12 protein-coding genes and 4 pseudogenes are annotated in these 16,002 nt (G+C 63.9%); 8 read left to right on the top strand and 8 right to left on the bottom strand.

The features are described from left to right. Positions 1–2 precede the first annotated feature (2 nt). From MRB58_RS11495 to MRB58_RS11485, 3 genes are read right to left on the bottom strand one after another with little or no spacing between them, the layout of a single operon-like run. Positions 3–1,124 (bottom strand): glycosyltransferase family 1 protein, encoded by a 1,122-nt coding sequence (locus MRB58_RS11495; protein WP_244781831.1) that lies wholly within the window; start codon positions 1,122–1,124, stop codon positions 3–5. Then, on the bottom strand, positions 1,121–2,254 hold the full coding sequence (locus MRB58_RS11490; protein WP_244781830.1) for a polysaccharide pyruvyl transferase family protein: 1,134 nt from the start codon (positions 2,252–2,254) through the stop codon (positions 1,121–1,123). The genes MRB58_RS11495 and MRB58_RS11490 overlap by 4 nt, the downstream gene beginning before the upstream one ends. Beyond that, complete coding sequence (locus MRB58_RS11485; protein WP_244781829.1) at positions 2,251–3,159, bottom strand: hypothetical protein; 909 nt, start codon at positions 3,157–3,159, stop codon at positions 2,251–2,253. Before MRB58_RS11485 ends, MRB58_RS11490 begins: the two co-directional genes overlap by 4 nt. A gap of 213 nt (positions 3,160–3,372) precedes the next feature. On the opposite strand from MRB58_RS11485, the gene MRB58_RS11480 reads away from it, so the two are divergent. The 6 genes from MRB58_RS11480 (at position 3,373) to MRB58_RS11455 (ending at position 10,105) form a co-directional block, all read left to right on the top strand. Then, positions 3,373–4,485: a glycosyltransferase family 4 protein gene (locus MRB58_RS11480; RefSeq protein WP_244781828.1), complete on the top strand. Its 1,113-nt coding sequence runs from the start codon at positions 3,373–3,375 to the stop codon at positions 4,483–4,485. Further along, on the top strand, positions 4,482–5,366 hold the full coding sequence (locus MRB58_RS11475; RefSeq protein WP_244781827.1) for a sulfotransferase family 2 domain-containing protein: 885 nt from the start codon (positions 4,482–4,484) through the stop codon (positions 5,364–5,366). Before MRB58_RS11480 ends, MRB58_RS11475 begins: the two co-directional genes overlap by 4 nt. A 355-nt stretch (positions 5,367–5,721) precedes the next feature. Beyond that, positions 5,722–6,741, top strand: coding sequence for a UDP-glucose 4-epimerase GalE (galE, locus tag MRB58_RS11470; protein ID WP_244781826.1), 1,020 nt, complete (start codon positions 5,722–5,724; stop codon positions 6,739–6,741). A gap of 7 nt (positions 6,742–6,748) precedes the next feature. Continuing rightward, the gene (locus tag MRB58_RS11465) at positions 6,749–7,330 is read left to right on the top strand and encodes a putative colanic acid biosynthesis acetyltransferase (RefSeq protein WP_244781825.1); all 582 of its coding nucleotides are present in this window, start codon (positions 6,749–6,751) and stop codon (positions 7,328–7,330) included. After that, on the top strand, positions 7,327–8,169 hold the full coding sequence (locus MRB58_RS11460) for a glycosyltransferase family 2 protein (protein WP_244781824.1): 843 nt from the start codon (positions 7,327–7,329) through the stop codon (positions 8,167–8,169). The genes MRB58_RS11465 and MRB58_RS11460 overlap by 4 nt, the downstream gene beginning before the upstream one ends. A gap of 166 nt (positions 8,170–8,335) precedes the next feature. Next, a complete protein-coding gene (locus tag MRB58_RS11455; RefSeq protein ID WP_244781823.1) occupies positions 8,336–10,105 on the top strand; it encodes an ABC transporter ATP-binding protein in 1,770 nt (589 codons plus the stop codon). A gap of 249 nt (positions 10,106–10,354) precedes the next feature. Here the strand turns inward: MRB58_RS11455 and MRB58_RS11445 are convergent. Next, positions 10,355–10,915: pseudogene (locus MRB58_RS11445) on the bottom strand (IS66 family transposase); the annotation flags it as partial. A gap of 92 nt (positions 10,916–11,007) precedes the next feature. On the opposite strand from MRB58_RS11445, the gene MRB58_RS11440 reads away from it, so the two are divergent. Beyond that, a protein-coding gene (locus tag MRB58_RS11440; protein WP_244781858.1) for an IS630 family transposase occupies positions 11,008–11,954 on the top strand; the annotation gives its coding sequence in 2 pieces (ribosomal slippage) (positions 11,008–11,344 and positions 11,344–11,954; 948 coding nt in all). Here MRB58_RS11440 and MRB58_RS11435 read toward each other — a convergent pair. The 3 genes and pseudogenes from MRB58_RS11435 to MRB58_RS11425 form a co-directional block, all read right to left on the bottom strand. Continuing rightward, positions 11,932–12,945 (bottom strand): annotated as a pseudogene (locus tag MRB58_RS11435) (IS66 family transposase); the annotation flags it as partial. The gene MRB58_RS11440 and the pseudogene MRB58_RS11435 sit on opposite strands and share 23 nt — an antisense overlap. 66 nt (positions 12,946–13,011) lie before the next feature. Next, positions 13,012–13,359 carry an IS66 family insertion sequence element accessory protein TnpB gene (gene tnpB, locus MRB58_RS11430; RefSeq protein WP_083551860.1) on the bottom strand — a complete coding sequence of 116 codons (348 nt, stop codon included), beginning with the start codon at positions 13,357–13,359 and terminating at the stop codon, positions 13,012–13,014. Then, entirely contained in the window at positions 13,356–13,730 is a 375-nt protein-coding gene (locus MRB58_RS11425) for a transposase (RefSeq protein ID WP_244781822.1), read from the bottom strand. Before MRB58_RS11425 ends, tnpB begins: the two co-directional genes overlap by 4 nt. An 83-nt stretch (positions 13,731–13,813) precedes the next feature. Between MRB58_RS11425 and MRB58_RS11420 the strand changes: the two are divergent. Next, positions 13,814–14,663: pseudogene (locus tag MRB58_RS11420) on the top strand (IS630 family transposase); the annotation flags it as partial. Between the two features lie 615 nt (positions 14,664–15,278). On the opposite strand, the pseudogene MRB58_RS11415 reads toward MRB58_RS11420, so the two are convergent. Further along, positions 15,279–15,949: pseudogene (locus MRB58_RS11415) on the bottom strand (IS5 family transposase); the annotation flags it as partial. Positions 15,950–16,002 lie beyond the last annotated feature (53 nt).

Below are 16,002 nucleotides of genomic sequence, written 5' to 3'. Positions count from 1 at the left end.
TCTCACGATGCGGCGAGGAGCGCGGTGCGCACGCGCTCTGCCACGCACTCCCAGGTGTGCTGGCGGGCGACCCGATATCCGCGAGCAACGAGATCCGCGCGCCAGGTTTCGTCATAGCGCAATCGGTGGAGGGCCGCGACCGCCTGTTCGGCGGCGTTCTTCGAATCGGGATCTATGAGGATGGCGGCGCCTTCCACAATCTGGGGCAGTGAGGCGCGGTCAGCGGCGATCACCGGGATGCCGAGCGCCATTGCCTCGATGGGGGGCATTCCGAACCCTTCGTAGCGGGAGGGGAAGAGAAGGGCTACTGCTCCCGCCATCGCCTCCACTAGGTCGGAATCGGACAGGAAGCCGGCGCGCGTCAGGTTGGGGAGGCCGGCGGCGCGGGCCGCAAGCTCCGGGTCGTCGGGGCCGCCGATCGACACGATATGGGTTGCAGCCCCATCGGCGAGGAGGCGCTCTGCAACGGCGAGCGTCACGTCTCCACCCTTCAGCCGCCGCAACCCGCCGAGGACGATCACCGTGTCGGCTTGCCTGGCGGCAGGGGCGGCGGCACGGGCAATGACATGGGGCTCGAGCCCGTTACCGACGGCCACCACCTTGTCGGGATCGAGCCCCATCAGCGCGACGAGGCGGGCCTTGGAGAAATCCGAGACGGTGAAGATGATGCGGGCCTTGTCCGCGGCCCGGCGCATCCAGGAACGCATGAAGGCGTCGCGAGCGTGCGCCTTGGCGCCTCGCGCGGAAAGGTCAGGCTCGAACAAGCGTGCATCATGAAAGGTGATCGCCACGGGCGCCTTGCGCGAAGCAATGAGAATGTCATGGGGGGAGTAGATCCAATCGGTCCCGGCGGGGAGCGCATGGTCGAGGAGAGGAAGTCCGCTCACCTTGGCCCATTGCTCCGTCCGCCGCGCCGAGCGCATCGCACAGACGGCAGGCAGCGCCCTCAACGGAGCGTTCTGAGGAAGGCGGCCATCCGACTCCGTCTGGTCTGCCCCCGTCAGGAGGGTCAGATGGTCTTTGCCCAGTGCGGCAAGGGCAAGGAGAACGCCATTGGTGTGCCGCCCTACCCCGGTGCAGGGCAGGAGCGTGCGCCGGGTATCGACGAATGCGGCGAGCCTCATCGGTGAGCGGGCTCGGCCTCGGCAATAGCGCGGGCTACGGCTTCGATCGCTGACTGACGCGCCCCCTCGAGGGCTTGGGCTGAGATCTCCACGGTTCCGGTACCTGGCTGTCCGGCAGTGAGGACGTCGCGGTCGACGACCAGTTCCGATGGGATGCCGAATTCGGAAAGAAGTGCTTGCGCCTTTCCTGCGTAAGCGAGGGGGATGAAAGGCGTTCGGGTACGCATTCCTGCGATGAGAGCATGGAAGCGCGTCGGCAGCAGGAAGGTCGAGCCTGCTATGATCTTCTCGTGGGAGGAAAGGTCCGTGGTAAATGAGCGGAACCGAACGCCCTTGGGCAGGATCGCGCGGGCGAATAAATCGTCTTCAGGTGCAAACGGCAGGTGCATCACCTGCCTCCCTTGCTTCAGCATCGAGTGCGAGAGCTCCGCTACGAAGCCGACATAGGCATTCGCCACGGCGACGATCCTGTCTACAAGAGGTGAGCCTTGTCTACGATAGAGTGCCTCAAGCGGGCTGCCAGGACGGAAGCTGCGTCCCTCCAGGATATGAAAGACCGGCAGAACGTTGATCGCCACACACTGCGCATCGCGCGGCCTTGTCTCCCGAAGGGACAGCGCGAAGGCGATGTCGGAATGGACATAGGTGTTTTTATTGCCGGTCCACTCAAGAACGCGGTCGTGCTGACCGGCGTGGCGCAGACCGATCGAGGTGGCGGCGCGGCACATCTCGCGGATCATCGGATCGAACTCGTGGAGATTGGACGCGAAATCCGTACCGACGAAGGTCACATTAAAGCGGTGCTTCGACCATGCCTCGGCGACGGGGAGAAGCGCATCGGCGGTTGCGACGGCGCCACCGCCGATGATGATGGAGCGTGTCGATTCGGCAAGGCGCGGGGCGTCGCGCATGGCAAGCCGCCGCGCCGGGAGGCCGCTTCGCCGAGCTTGTGCCATCAAGGCCTCGCCCATGGCCCAGTCGCCGCTGTTTTCGCCATGATAGCCGCCCAATAGGATGATGTCGGCCCCATGCGGTTGGCGGCTGCGCACGAGGTGAAGGCTGCGGGCAAAAAAGCTCGAGGCGGCATAGCGGGCATAGGCCGGTCGCGAGGCCGTCCTCAGGCTTCTCATTCCGGTCGTCCTGCCAGGCGGCGCATCGTGCGGTTCGTAGCAAGGCAGTTGCGTGCGAGGCGGCTCCAGCGCACGGGCAGGCGGCCGCCGAAATGTCTGAGCAGCCGGCCGTTTGGCAGAAGGTCGCCTGCCTGGTAGCCGGCCCAGTGCATTAGGAGAAGACGCTTCCTGTGGTCGTTGCCGCCGTGGTCCCACAGTCGCCACACTCCCTCTTCGTCGCGGTAGGGGCGCCCTTTTTGGCGGGCCCAGCCTGAGGAGACCGTGTCGCCCAGGAGGTCAGAGATCTTCACCATTCTTACCCCGTGGGCGTCGCAGGCATGGTTGATGAACGCCTGGTCCGTATTGCGCGGATTGAGTTCGGATCGCACGGTCATCTGTGCCTCCACCAGAGTCTCGAAGTCATCGACCGTGAAAAGGCCCCGGCGCGAGGCCCAGCGGCCGGAATTGAAGCCCCGTGCGCCGCCCTCGCGCAGGAAACGGGTGCGCATTGGCCCGGGCGCGTAGACCTGGTCGAGTTCGGTGTCGTAATAGGCAAGATCGATGCCGAAGGTAGCGGTCGCTTCCACGAAGGCGGTCAGATCGCCAAGTATCACTTGGCGCGCGTCTAGATAGGCGAACCGCTCGAACGGCCCCCAGAAGGCGGCGTAGCGGCGAAACCAGTGCGGGCCATAGGAGGAATGACCAAGTTCCAGGCGCGCGCCGATCGCCTCGAGGCGTCCGAAGCTCTCGTCCTCGAAGACAGTAAACCCGAATCGTCCGGCAAGGTCCAAGACGCCCTCGCAATCGGCGTCGAACGGAATGAGGGCAAGGGGAATATCGGGATTGTGGGCCCTGAGGCTCGTCAGAAAAGGTAGCGTCCAGGAGAGTACCGCGTCGTTGGCGGAAAAGACGATTCCAGCGCTCATCCATGCCCCGGTCCCGGCCGGCTCCAAGTCCCCTTGATCCTCCCTCTCACGGTCCCGTCCTGAAGGCAACGGGGGAGGTCCCGGCGGGCGTCCCGGCCACGATACCCATCTTCGTTCTCGCCCGCCGGTCCCGGAGCCGGTGCTGGTAGCGCTTGTCGCCGCGGGGTGCAGGCAATAGGAGTAGCTTCGGGCGAAGCGAAGGAAAGGCCATCAATGACTGAGCGGGAGAAGAGCGGCACTGCTGCCGAGCCGCTCCGTGTCGTGTTTTGCTGGAGCGACATCTCCGGATACATGGCCGCATGCTGGCGCGCCCTGTCGGCGCGATCCGATGTGGCGGTGAAGGTCCTCGCTTACGGCTCATCGAATGCGACCAGCTTTGCCCACGAGACGATGGCAGGCATCGACTGGCACGCTCTTGAGCCGGGCGAGCACGAGAATATCGGGCAGATCGCCACCCTCGTAGCGGCTCACCGGCCAAATGTGATTGTGGTGCCGGGTTGGATGAACCCGACCTACAAGGCGCTCGCCGAGCGGGCCGAATTCGCCAGGATGCGCTTCATCATGACGATGGACACGCCCTGGCGCGGCGACTTGCGACAGCGTCTCGCCCGGTTCGCGCTGCAGCGTTATCTGAGGCGAATGGACCGGGTGGTGGTCACCGGCGAGCGATCTTTCCAGTATGCCGTGCGGCTCGGGGTGCCGGAGGCGCGGATCGCGCGTGGTCTCTACGGGGTGGACTGCGAAGAACTGGGGAGAGTGGCCGAACGGCGCAGCGAAGGTCCCTGGCCGCGCCGTTTCCTGTTTGCTGGGCGCTACGCCGAGGAGAAGGCCCTCGACGTTCTGGTCGAGGCTTATCGGCTCTACCGTGCCGGTGCGGCCGAGCCGTTCGAACTCGTCACCTGCGGACAGGGCGAGCTCGTCCAATTGCTCGAAGGGGTGGAAGGCATCTCAGATCACGGCTTCCGCCAGCCTTCGGAGATGCGTGATGAACTCGCTGCGGCGGGATGCTTCGTGATGGCGAGCCGCTTCGACCCGTGGCCACTGGCGCTGGTTGAGGCATGCGCGGCGGGACTTCCTGTGGTGGCAGCCTCGGCCTGCGGAAGTGCGGTGGAGAATGTGCGCGACCACGTCAATGGCTTCATCGTGGCAACGGGGGATGCCGAGGCCCTGGCCCGCGCCTTGCTCGCAATCGACGCGACTTACGCGCGGCTGCCCGAGTTCGGCGTTGCATCGCGGAACTTCGCCGCCGCTTACTCGGCTGAGGTGTGGGTGCGGCGCTGGGTGGAGATTCTCGGAACCAATCCGAAGTGGGAATGCGAGGCGTGACTTTTCAAAAAGATGAAACTCCGTCCCTGAAGCTTGGGATAGGGTTAGACAACCGTCCGAAAATAAATGATATTGCGTCTTTTCTTTCGAGGAAGAACATAAGGGATGTGATCCGTCAGCGTAGCATTCCCCTCGGAGGGGGGCCCCACTTCTGGTTCGAGATTGGAGGGGTGCGATATTTGTATACATACATCAGGAAAAATGGGTGCTCATCATTTAAGCATATGATTGCCCAGACATCAGAGCATAAATCTCGGTTAGAGGCTGGTAAGGAGATAGATTTTTTGAGGGAATACCACTTGCTGAAAAATTTTAATGACACAAAAACTGTAAGCTGTTCAATTTTTGTTTACAGAAATCCTGTTGAAAGGGTGATCTCCCTTTTTAAGAATAAGTTTATTATAAGAGAATGGAATTCTGATATATGGGAATCAGTTCATAAATCAATAGGCAATAACCCCGAGAAATTATCATTTAATGATTTTGTGTTTAGTTATATACAAGGTTATGCTGCGTTTAACAAGTGGAGAGGGAAATACATAGATCCTCATGTGAAGCCCCAGGTCAGACATCTTGCTCCGATTTTTTACAATACGGCAGTGGATTTGGCTGACCTTACTGAGGCGTCTTATCGATTATTTCCCGCAGAAGTTGCCGAGAAATTCTTTAGAGAAAAGATAAATTCTACATCTGCGCAAGAGTTTGTCGAAGACGGTGCGGAGCTGATGCCCTCTGAAATCCTCCGCCGACGCTGGAAGGAAAGCAGATCTGTTCCGTCCCGTGAATCGTTGATGAATGCGGAAATCCTAAAGGCTATAGAGCAAGTTTATTCGGAGGATTACGCAATGATTGCTGCAGCCAATAGAACTGACTGCATGTAGAGTGAATTTAAAGTGCGGCTGTCGACGTCCGCGACCCGGCAGCCGTCGCGGACGTCCCCCGCCCATGGAAATTGAAGGCCCTCGACCAGTAGGCGGCTCAGTCTATCTTCGTCTCTGCCGGCTGACGGTTTCGTGATGGTACGGTTTCCTGTGTTCAAGTAGCCTTCAGGTTGCAGGCCACCGGAATGCCCGGCGCATGGCCGCAATGCGCGTCCCCGGGACTGTGAACCGATAAGCTCTGCGCGGAGGATCCGCGGGGGCATGGCTGCTTGTCCTGATGGATGACGTGCGTTGGTGGTCTAATGCATGCAAGCCTTTTATAAGCTCCTGCCGGGCCATTAGGGGTTGGGATGAGATGCGCGTATTGGTGACTGGGGGAGCGGGCTTCGTTGGCTCACACACGGCCAAGGCTCTCGCTTCGGCAGGGCACGAGCCGATCGTCTATGACAATCTGCGCACCGGCCACCGATGGGCCGTGAAGTGGGGCCCCTTCTACCACGGTGACCTGTTCCATACCGAGCGTCTCGTGGAGGTCATGCGTGCCGAACGCATCGAGGCCGTGCTGCACTTTGCAGCGCTCGCCTATGTCGGGGAATCGGTCGATCGCCCCGACCTTTACTACCGCACAAACGTCGCCGGCTCTCTGGCGCTCCTGGAAGCGATGCGCATGGTCGGGGTGGAGAAGATCGTCTTTTCCTCCACCTGCGCAACCTACGGGATAGCCCAGGAAATTCCGATCCGCGAGACAACGCCCCAAAACCCCATCAATCCTTACGGTCGCACCAAGCTGATGGTGGAGGACATGCTTGCCGATCATACCGCCGCCTTTGGAATAGGGGCGGCGGTGCTGCGCTATTTCAACGCCGCAGGATCGGACCCGGAGGGGGAGATCGGCGAGGAGCATGATCCCGAGACCCACCTTCTGCCGCTGGTCCTGCAGGCGGCGGCTGGACAGATCCCTCATCTCTCGGTTCTCGGCGACGACTGGGATACCCCCGACGGCACTTGTGTGCGCGATTATGTGCATGTTTGCGATCTTGCCCGCGCCCATGAGAAGGCGCTGAAGGCGATCGAACCAGGGCGGGTGCGCACCTGGAACCTTGCGAGCGGGCAGGGCACTTCGGTGCGCGAGATGGTGGAGGCGGCCGAGCGCATCACCGGACGCACCGTGCCCTGCAGAGTGATAGTGCGCCGACCCGGCGATCCGCCAACCCTGACCGCTTCAGGCGATCTCGCCGCAGCCGAACTCGACTGGAAGCCGCGGGAGAGCCTTGACCGCATGATCGAAACGGCATGGGCCTGGATGGTGGAGAACCGCACCGACATGCGTCTTTCCTCGGTGCTGGATCCCGGCAACCGTCCGCTGCGAATCTGAGGCGAGCGTGACGCGAACAAACGGTGCTCCGCCATCGCTGGACATCACTGCCAACCGCCGCGCCTCGAAGTGGACACGGTCGGAACTTGCCGGTCGTATTCTGTGGGCCCTTGCCCAGCCGCTCTTCCGCCTGACGCCACGGCCGTTATGGGCAGTACGCACGGCGCTCCTGCAGGCGTTCGGCGCGCGGGTTGGACACAACGTGCAAATTCATCCGACAGTGAAAATCGCGATTCCCTGGAACTTGTCGATCGGCGATCGGGCAGGTATCGGTGATCGTGCCATCCTGTACGCGCTGGGACCAATCACCATCGGCGCCGATGCGACGATCTCTCAAGGGGCGCACCTTTGTGCCGGGACACATGATTTCCGCGATGCGGCGATGCCGCTTCTGAAGCCGCCGATCATCATCGGAGCCGGGGCATGGGTCTGCGCCGATGCCTTCGTGGGCCCGAACGTCAGTGTCGGCGAGCTGGCCGTATTGGGCGCGCGCTCGGTCGCGATGCGCGATGTGCCGGCGGGGGCCATCGCCGCTGGTAACCCGGCGCGCGTTGTGGGGCGGCGGGTGATGCGGGCGGTCGAACCATGAACGCTGTCCTTCCAGTCAGCGTCGTCATCCCCACCAGAAACGAGGCGCGCAACCTGCCAGGTTGCCTTCGATGTCTGTCGCGCTTTGCCGAAGTTGTCGTTGTGGATTCAGGCTCCACCGACGAGACAGCGGCGATTGCGAAGCACATGGGCGCACGCCTCATCCCTTTCGCCTGGAACGGGCGCTATCCGAAGAAGCGCAATCACATTCTCATCAACGAGAGGCTCGCGGCACCTTGGGTGCTGTTCCTCGATGCCGACGAGCAGATCCCTGAGACCTTTTGCGACGAACTTGCCCGCACCCTTCCTGGCAGTGACAGGGCTGGTTACTGGATAAATTACACAAACCATTTCATGGGGCGGGAACTGAAGCATGGCGTTCCCCAGCGTAAGCTCGCGCTCATCCGCGTCGGACGCGGCCTTTTCGAGCGCATCGAGGAGGATGGCTGGAGCACACTCGACATGGAGATCCACGAGCACCCGGTCCTGGACGGCCCTACCGGGGAGATTGCGGCGCGGATCGATCATCGCGATTTTCGAGGCCTCGACCGATTTTTTACGCGCCACATCGACTATGCCCGGTGGGAAGCACGGCGCCACGAAGTGCTGCACAACCAGGGGCTTGGCTCTGCGGCACACCTAACGAAGCGTCAGCGGTTCAAGTATGCCAATCTTGATCGGTGGTGGTATCCGTTCTTCTATTTCGCCGTCGCCTACTTTCTCAAGCGAGGCCTTCTGGATGGCCGCGCCGGGTTTGATTACGCGCTCTATAAGTTATGGTATTTCAACGCGATACGCGGCCTGATCGACGAGCAGAGGCGCGCACCCCACGAAGGGTGAGGAAAGTTCGACGACCCTTTGTGGTAATCTGACCTGATAAGTCTTGTCCGCGTTTCCTTACCTTCTGAATGCCCGGTGTGAGCCATCCCCGGCCCACATTTGCGGCATGACACTGCTCCATACATCGAAGCCGCCGGGTCACCGACATAGCGAGATCGCCTCACACGTGCTGAAGACCGTTGCAGACCTCCTTTCCGTTCTCTCGCCACGCCGGCGACGCACCTTCTGGGTGCTCATCGGGCTTTATGTGGTCGTGGGCCTAGCTCAGGCCGCCGGCGTGGCGGCCATCGGGCCGTTTGTCGCGGTGGCCCTGGGCCCCGAGCAGGCGGTGAGTGGCGGCCGACTGGCAAAGGTCTACAGCTCGCTCGGGTTCTCGTCGCCACGAGATTTTCTGGTGGTTCTCGGCGTGGTGGCGGCCGGCCTCATCATCGTCGGGCAAACGTCATTCCTCCTGGTGGAACGCATGCGTCTCAAGTGGATGCACGGAACGCAAGCCGAGCTGTCGCGGAACATGCTGCGCACCATACTTTCCCGCCCCTACGCATTCTTTGCCACTCGCCACTCGGGAGCTTTAGGCAATCTTGTTCTGGGGGAAACAAATCAAGCTGCTCAGCGCTTCATATTTCCGATGATCGAGGCGTTCTCGCGTCTCACCATCATTGTGTTTCTTATCGCAATGATGCTTTTCGTCGATGCCGTGGTGGCGCTCGGTACGGCCTTTCTCCTGGGTCTTATCGCGACAGCCATGTATTTCATTACCGTCCGGCGGTTGAAGCGTGCCGGTCAGCGGATGCGGGAAATCAACGAGCAACGGTTTACGCGGGTGATCGAGATCTTTGCCGGGCACAAGGAGATGAAGCTTCGCGGCAGTGAGGAGAGCGCTGTCCGGCAGTACCAGTCCTTGGTTTTCCACTATGCCAACATCGCAGCCCGTGCGGAGTTTCTGCGCGTGGCGCCGCGGCCCATTGTCGAGGTGTTCGTCTTTGCCGGCATCATCGTTGTAGTCATCATCATGGCACTGACGTCTCCCCTGGCGCTCACCGCCATGATGCCCAAGGCCGCTGTCTTTCTGCTGGCCGGCTACCGTATCCTGCCGGGAGTGCAGCTCGCGCTGCAGACGTTGCAAGGCATGCGCACTGGTGAGGCCGTGGTGCGCAACGTGCTCAAGGAAGTCCGGACCCCCGCGCCTTCCTCGCCGCAGGGTTATGTCCCGCAAGCGCTTGTTCAGGCTGTGGCGGGCTTTCGCACGTTCACCCTCACCGACGTCACCTATTCCTACCCCGACGCTGAGCGCTCGGCCCTTCAGGGGGTCAATCTTGTCGTGCCGCGCAACAGCTGCATCGGTATCGTCGGAGCGAGTGGAGCTGGGAAATCCACCCTCATGGACGTGATGCTCGGCCTGCTCCAGCCCTCCTCCGGCGCTCTAGATGTCGACGGCAAGGCGCTCGATGCACAAGCCCTCGCGGCGTGGCGGACGTCGGTCGGCTATGTCGCCCAATCGGTGTTTATCAGCGACGATACGATCGCCGCCAATGTCGCCTTCGGGCATGACAAGCCAGACATGGACCGCGTGCGCGAGGCCATCCGCCTCGCCGCGCTCGAGCCCTACGTTGCGGCGGATCCGAACGGACTTCAGGCGCATGTCGGCGAACGGGGCGGGCGCATGTCGGGCGGCCAGCGTCAACGTCTTGCGATCGCCCGCGCGCTTTACAACGACCCGGCAGTGCTCTTCCTTGACGAAGCGACGAGCGCGCTGGACGTTGATACCGAGACCCAGATCATGAACGAATTACGCGGGCTGGTGGGGACGCGCACCCTAATCATCATCACGCATCGTCTATCGACGCTAACGATCTGCGACACGATCTTGGAAATGGCCGACGGGCGAGTAAAGCGTATAATGAAAGCGGCGGACTTCTTCTCGTCCTCCAGTTGACCGAGAGGCTCATCCCCTAGAGCGGTTCGCGCTCGGAATGAATCGCTGTGGGATTCCCGAATCGGCGGAAGTCTGATTCAGCATCATGGCTGGCGATGGGGGGGGCCAGTCATGATGCCCAAGCTGCTCTCTGACGATCTTCGCCTTCGCGTGGTTCGCGCCATCGACGATGGAATGTCCCGCCGGCAGGCCGCGACGCGGTTCGAGGTCGCCCCGTCCACGGCGATCGTAACCGTCCGGAGAGGCCGGTCAGGCGGTTTCAGCGATGTTCCAGGGCAGGAGTTCGGTGATCCGGTTGATCGGGTGTTCTGCGATGCGGGTGAGAACGTCGCGCAGGTAGCGCTCCGGGTCGAGGCCGTTGAGACGGGCAGTCTCGATGAGCGACAGGATGCCGGCGGCGCGCTCGCCGCCCCTGTCGGAACCTGCGAACAGCCAGTTCTTGCGGCCGAGCGCGATCGGGCGGATGGCTCGCTCGGCGGCGTTGTTGTCGATCTCGATGCGTCCGTCGCCGAGGTATCGCTCGAGCGCCTGCCACCGCGCCAGGGCATAGCGGATCGCCTTCGCGGTCTCACTCTTGGCCGGGAGGCGGGCGAGCTGGCGCTCCAGCCATGTCTTCAGCGCGGCGACCTTGGGCGCCGCCTCGGCTTGCCGGATCCGCTCGCGCTCGGGAGCCGGTGAACCTCGGACCCGCTTCTCGATCTCGTAGAGTTCGCCGATCCGCTCCAGCGCGGCCTCGGCCAGCGGCGCCTTGCCGCCGGCGGCGAGGTCGAAGAACTTGCGCCTGACATGGGCCCAGCAGGCCGCCTCTAGAGCGGTTCGCGCTCGGAATGAATCGCTGTGGGATTCCCGAATCAGCGGAAGTCTGATTCAGCATCATGGCTGGCGATGGGGGGCCAGTCATGATGCCCAAGCTGCTCTCTGAGGATCTTCGCCTTCGCGTGGTTCGCGCCATCGACGATGGAATGTCCCGCCGGCAGGCCGCGGCGCGGTTCGAGGTCGCCCCGTCCACGGCGATCCGATGGTACGAGGCTTGGCAACGCACCGGCTCATGCCGCGCCAAGCGCCAGGGCGGCGACCGCTGGTCCCACGTCACCGAAGCCCACGCCGAGCGCATCCTCGCGATCCTGGACGGCACCGGCGACATCACCCTGGTCGAGCTGAAGGCAAGGCTCGGTGAGAGCGGCGGCACGGTCTCCATCTCGGCGCTGTCGCGCTTCTTCCGTCGCCACGGGATCACGCGCAAAAAAAGACCGGCCACGCGGCCGAGCAGGACCGCGCGGATGTCCTTGCCCGGCGGCACGCCTGGTTCGACGGGCAGGACGAGCTCGACGCCGAGCGCCTGATCTTCATCGACGAGACCTGGGCCAACACGAAGATGGCCCGCACCCACGGCCGCTGCGCCCGGGGGACAAGGCTGCGCATGCCGCTGCCGTTCGGCCATTGGAAGACGACCACGCTGGTCGCCGGGCTCTCGCTGTCCGGGATCGTCGCGCCTATGGTGCTCGACCGGGCGATCAACGGCGTATGGTTCGAGACCTACGTGGAGCAGGTTCTCGCACCATGCCTGTCGCCGGGCGACGTCGTCGTGATGGACAACCTCGGCAGTCACAAGGGTTGGCGCGTTCGCGACCTGATCGAGAGCGCCGGGGCGAGGCTCGTGTTCCTCCCGCCCTACAGCCCCGACTTCAACCCGATCGAGATGGCCTTCGCCAAGATCAAGGCGCTCCTTCGAAAGGCGGCGGAGCGAACCGTCGATGACCTGTGGGACCGCATCGGCGCGGTCCTCGACCTCGTCACGCCAGACGAAGCCCGAGCCTACTTCCGAGCCGCCGGCTATGACCCGGACTGAGCGCGAAGTGCTCTAGGACGCGCGGTTCGTCCGTGCCGCTGGCCTTGTAGATGTCCTTGAAGCCCGCGTAGCCGTCGGCGTGCAGCACGCCGCGGAACGGCTCGAGGTGGCGCTGCGGATGGATGCCCTTGCGGTCCGGGGTGAAGCGATAGCAGGCGGCCGGCGGCGTCTGCGCATCGCCGGCGGGGCGGCCGTCGCGCACATAGACCCACAGCCGACCCTGCCGCGTCTTGCCGTTGCCAGGGGCGAGCACCGGCACGGGCGTGTCGTCGCCATGCAGGCGATCGCCCGAGAAGACGTGCGCGGCGAGAGCCTCGGTGAGGGGCTCCATCAGCGCGGCCGCCCGGCCGACCCAGTCGGCCATCGTGGAGCGGGAGAGGTCGACGCCTTCGCGGGCGTAGATCTCGGCCTGGCGGTAGAGCGGAAGGTGGTCGCAGTACTTCGCCGCGAGAACGTGGGCGACGAGGCCGGGGCCCGGCTTGCCACGCTCGATCGGCAGGCGTGGCGGCGGCGCCTGCATCGCCCGGTCGCAGGATCGGCACACCACCCGCGGGCGCACGCGCCGGATCACTCGGAAGGACGCGGGCACGTATTCCAGCACCTCCGTGACGTCCTCGCCGCGCTTCAGGACGTCGACGCCGCCGCAGTCCGGACACGTCGCAGGGGGCGCGTGAACGACCGCCTCGCGCGGCAGGTGGGGCGGCAAGGGCTGGCGCGCGGGTCGATCGGCCTTTGCGCGCGCAATGGCCGGCATGGCGCGCTCTTCTTCGGCCGCGGCCTCGTCCGCCTCGCACTCGCCGAGCGCCAGTTCGAGCTGGTCGATGATCCGGGCGAGCTTCTCCGAGGAGGTGCCGAACCGGATCCGCTTCAGGACCGCGAGTTCGGCCTTGAGCTGTTCGATCACGCTGCCCTTGGCCGCGAGCTCGCTCGCCTGCGCGCGGATGATCGCCTTCAGTGCATCGGGATCGGAGGGCAGCGAATCAGTCCGCATGCCCTTGATTTTACGAAGAATGCGATGGACCGGAAGCGCTTTCCGCCCTCGCCGACAGCCGATCCGTCAGGCGACGCGTTGCGGCGGCGCACTCCAGGACGGGCGGCGCCAGTCGATGCCCTCCCACAGCATCGCCAGCTGTGCCGCGGTCAGCCGCGCCGTGCCGTCCGCCCGCGACGGCCAGGGAAAGCGCCCGCGCTCCAGAACCTTGTAATAGAGGCAGAAGCCCTGGCCGTCCCAGGTGAGGAGCTTCAGCCGATCGCCCTGCCTGCCGCGGAAGGCGAACACCGCGCCTGAGCACGGGTCCTGCCGCAGCACCTCCTGCGCCGCGGCGGCGAGCCCGGCGATCCCCTTGCGCATGTCGGTCGGGCCGCAGGCGAGATAGACGCGCACGCCGGTGCCGGGGCCGATCATGCGCTCTCCAACGTCTGGATGAGCCGGGCCAGCGTCTCCGGCGCGATCTCCGGATCAACACGCAGACGCCGCCCGTTGCGCAGCGTCACCTCCACCGCCTTCGTGCGGCGGCGTCGCTCCGGTGCGGGCTCTGGCGCCGACGGCTCGGTGATCTCGACCGACAGGAATGCCGGCACCGGCACGGCCGGCGACGACACCTTCCGCATCATGCTGCGCCAGGCGTACAGCTGCTGGGGGTGGACGTCGTGCCGCCGCGCCACCTCGGCGAGCGCGATGCCCTCGTCCTCGGCTTCCGCCAGCATCAGGAGCTTCTCGTCCTCGCTCCACCGCCGCCGACGCTCTCGCCCCGTCAGGATCTCGATCCGCCCCATCCGACCCGCTCGTTTCGAAACAACTTGCCAAGTTACTTTCGAAAGCTGGACCAGATCGCGAACGTCACAAACGCCCGCTCACCGGACGCTTACCGGCGATCCGATGGTACGAGGCTTGGCAACGCACCGGCTCTTGCCGCGCCAAGCGCCAGGGCGGCGACCGCTGGTCCCACGTCACCGAAGCCCACGCCGAGCGCATCCTCGCGATCCTGGACGGCACCGGCGACATCACCCTGGTCGAGCTGAAGGCAAGGCTCGGTGAGAGCGGCGGCACGGTCTCCATCTCGGCGCTGTCGCGCTTCTTCCGTCGCCACGGGATCACGCGCAAAAAAAGACCGGCCACGCGGCCGAGCAGGACCGCGCGGATGTCCTTGCCCGGCGGCACGCCTGGTTCGACGGGCAGGACGAGCTCGACGCCGAGCGCCTGATCTTCATCGACGAGACCTGGGCCAACACGAAGATGGCCCGCACCCACGGCCGCTGCGCCCGGGGGACAAGGCTGCGCATGCCGCTGCCGTTCGGCCATTGGAAGACGACCACGCTGGTCGCCGGGCTCTCGCTGTCCGGGATCGTCGCGCCTATGGTGCTCGACCGGGCGATCAACGGCGTATGGTTCGAGGCCTACGTGGAGCAGGTTCTCGCACCATGCCTGTCGCCGGGCGACGTCGTCGTGATGGACAACCTCGGCAGTCACAAGGGTTGGCGCGTTCGCGACCTGATCGAGAGCGCCGGGGCGAGGCTCATGTTCCCCCGCCCTACAGCCCCGACTTCAACCCGATCGAGATGGCCTTCGCCAAGATCAAGGCGCTCCTTCGAAAGGCGGCGGAGCGAACCGTCGATGACCTGTGGGACCGCATCGGCGCGGTCCTCGACCTCGTCACGCCAGACGAAGCCCGAGCCTACTTCCGAGCCGCCGGCTATGACCCGGACTGAGCGCGAAGTGCTCTAAGCGACCGGTAAAGGAGATACGGCGGCGGCCAGGTGCGGGTGGGGCATTGCTCGCTGGCCGGTAGGTTTGGCTCAGTACCGTCGCCTACCGAGCGGAAAAGCGAAATGAGGTGATGCGACGGACAATGAGCTCTGGCGGTGAGCGGCGATCAGAGCTGTTGACCCAAACCGCGCGGTCAACAGCTTGTGAGAACGGAGCCGTCGAGAGAACGAAATATCCGCATCCGGGCCAGCCGGCAGTCAACAGCTCTTACTGCTGGACCGCACGTAGGTTGGCAGTTCTAGCGATCGCCCAGCAAACGGAGATCGGTTCGAACTCAATTGATGGCGGAGGGAGTGGGTCTGGGAGCGAACGTTCTCCGCCGTTTAAGTCATTGTGACATTCAATCCGACAATCCGACTGATGGTTTGAACGGTTATTCGGTTCTGTCGCGACTGGCAGAAAAACGGACAAGCTGCGGCCGGGACAGCTTCTTGCGGAACACCACCGACGCGTCCGCCGCGGCAGCGTGCTCCTAGGCTCAGGACTCACAACCAGTAGCAAATGAGTGCGGCGAGGAAGTTCGTCGCCGGGCGGTCGTAGCGTGTGGCGATGCGACGGAAGTCCTTCAGGCGCCCGAACATGCGCTCGATGGCGTTCCGGTCCCGGTAGAGGAAGGACGAGAAGCAGCTCTTCAAGCGCCGGTTGGATTTCGGCGGGATGTTCGGCAGGGCATCCCGGGCTTCAATCGCACGGCGGATGGCGTTGGTATCGTAGGCCTTGTCGGCGTGGACAACCCGGCAGTCAGGCATCTCCTCGAGGAGTTCCTCGGCGGCTCGGCAATCCGCCGCCTGGCCGCCGGTGAGGTGGAAGGCGACCGGTCTGCCGAAGCCGTCGGTCAGGGCGTGGATCTTGGTCGTGCGCCCGCCGCGCGAGCGACCGATCGCCTGCGCCCGCTCCCCCCTTTGCCGCCTGCCGCGCAGCGATGCGCCTTCACTGCGGACGAGTCGATCAGGATCGCCGCGGGTGGTCCACCGGCCGCGGCGAGGGCATGGAATACGTCGATCCACACGCCTTTCGCAGCCCACCGAACGAAGTGGTTGTACAGCGTCTTGTGCGGCCCGTAGGCCTCGGGCGCATCTTTCCACCGGCAGCCGGACTTCAAGACGTGGATGATGCCGCTGATCACCCGGCGATCATCGACCCGTGGCTTGCCTCTCGTATCGGTTGGGAGGTGTGGCACGAGGCGATCGAACTGCGTCTCGCTCAGCCAGAAGTGCGCGTTGCTCATGGCGATCTCCCTTCGGAGACCGTGGAATCAGATCCGTATTAACGGATCGTGTT

The organism is Acuticoccus sp. I52.16.1 (genome assembly GCF_022865125.1).
GTDB lineage: Bacteria > Pseudomonadota > Alphaproteobacteria > Rhizobiales > Amorphaceae > Acuticoccus.
Note: the sequence above shows the minus strand (reverse complement) of the source record. Positions and strands in the feature narration are given on the sequence as shown.

What these genes read in the sequence shown, in the direction of transcription:
- MRB58_RS11495 (WP_244781831.1), bottom strand. Translation starts at nt 1,124, where the DNA reads ATGAGGCTCGCCGCATTCGTCGATACCCGGCGCACGCTCCTGCCCTGC.
- MRB58_RS11490 (WP_244781830.1), bottom strand. Translation starts at nt 2,254, where the DNA reads ATGAGAAGCCTGAGGACGGCCTCGCGACCGGCCTATGCCCGCTATGCC.
- MRB58_RS11485 (WP_244781829.1), bottom strand. Translation starts at nt 3,159, where the DNA reads ATGAGCGCTGGAATCGTCTTTTCCGCCAACGACGCGGTACTCTCCTGG.
- MRB58_RS11480 (WP_244781828.1), top strand. Translation starts at nt 3,373, where the DNA reads ATGACTGAGCGGGAGAAGAGCGGCACTGCTGCCGAGCCGCTCCGTGTC.
- galE (WP_244781826.1), top strand. Translation starts at nt 5,722, where the DNA reads ATGCGCGTATTGGTGACTGGGGGAGCGGGCTTCGTTGGCTCACACACG.
- MRB58_RS11460 (WP_244781824.1), top strand. Translation starts at nt 7,327, where the DNA reads ATGAACGCTGTCCTTCCAGTCAGCGTCGTCATCCCCACCAGAAACGAG.
- tnpB (WP_083551860.1), bottom strand. Translation starts at nt 13,359, where the DNA reads ATGATCGGCCCCGGCACCGGCGTGCGCGTCTATCTCGCCTGCGGCCCG.
- MRB58_RS11425 (WP_244781822.1), bottom strand. Translation starts at nt 13,730, where the DNA reads ATGGGGCGGATCGAGATCCTGACGGGGCGAGAGCGTCGGCGGCGGTGG.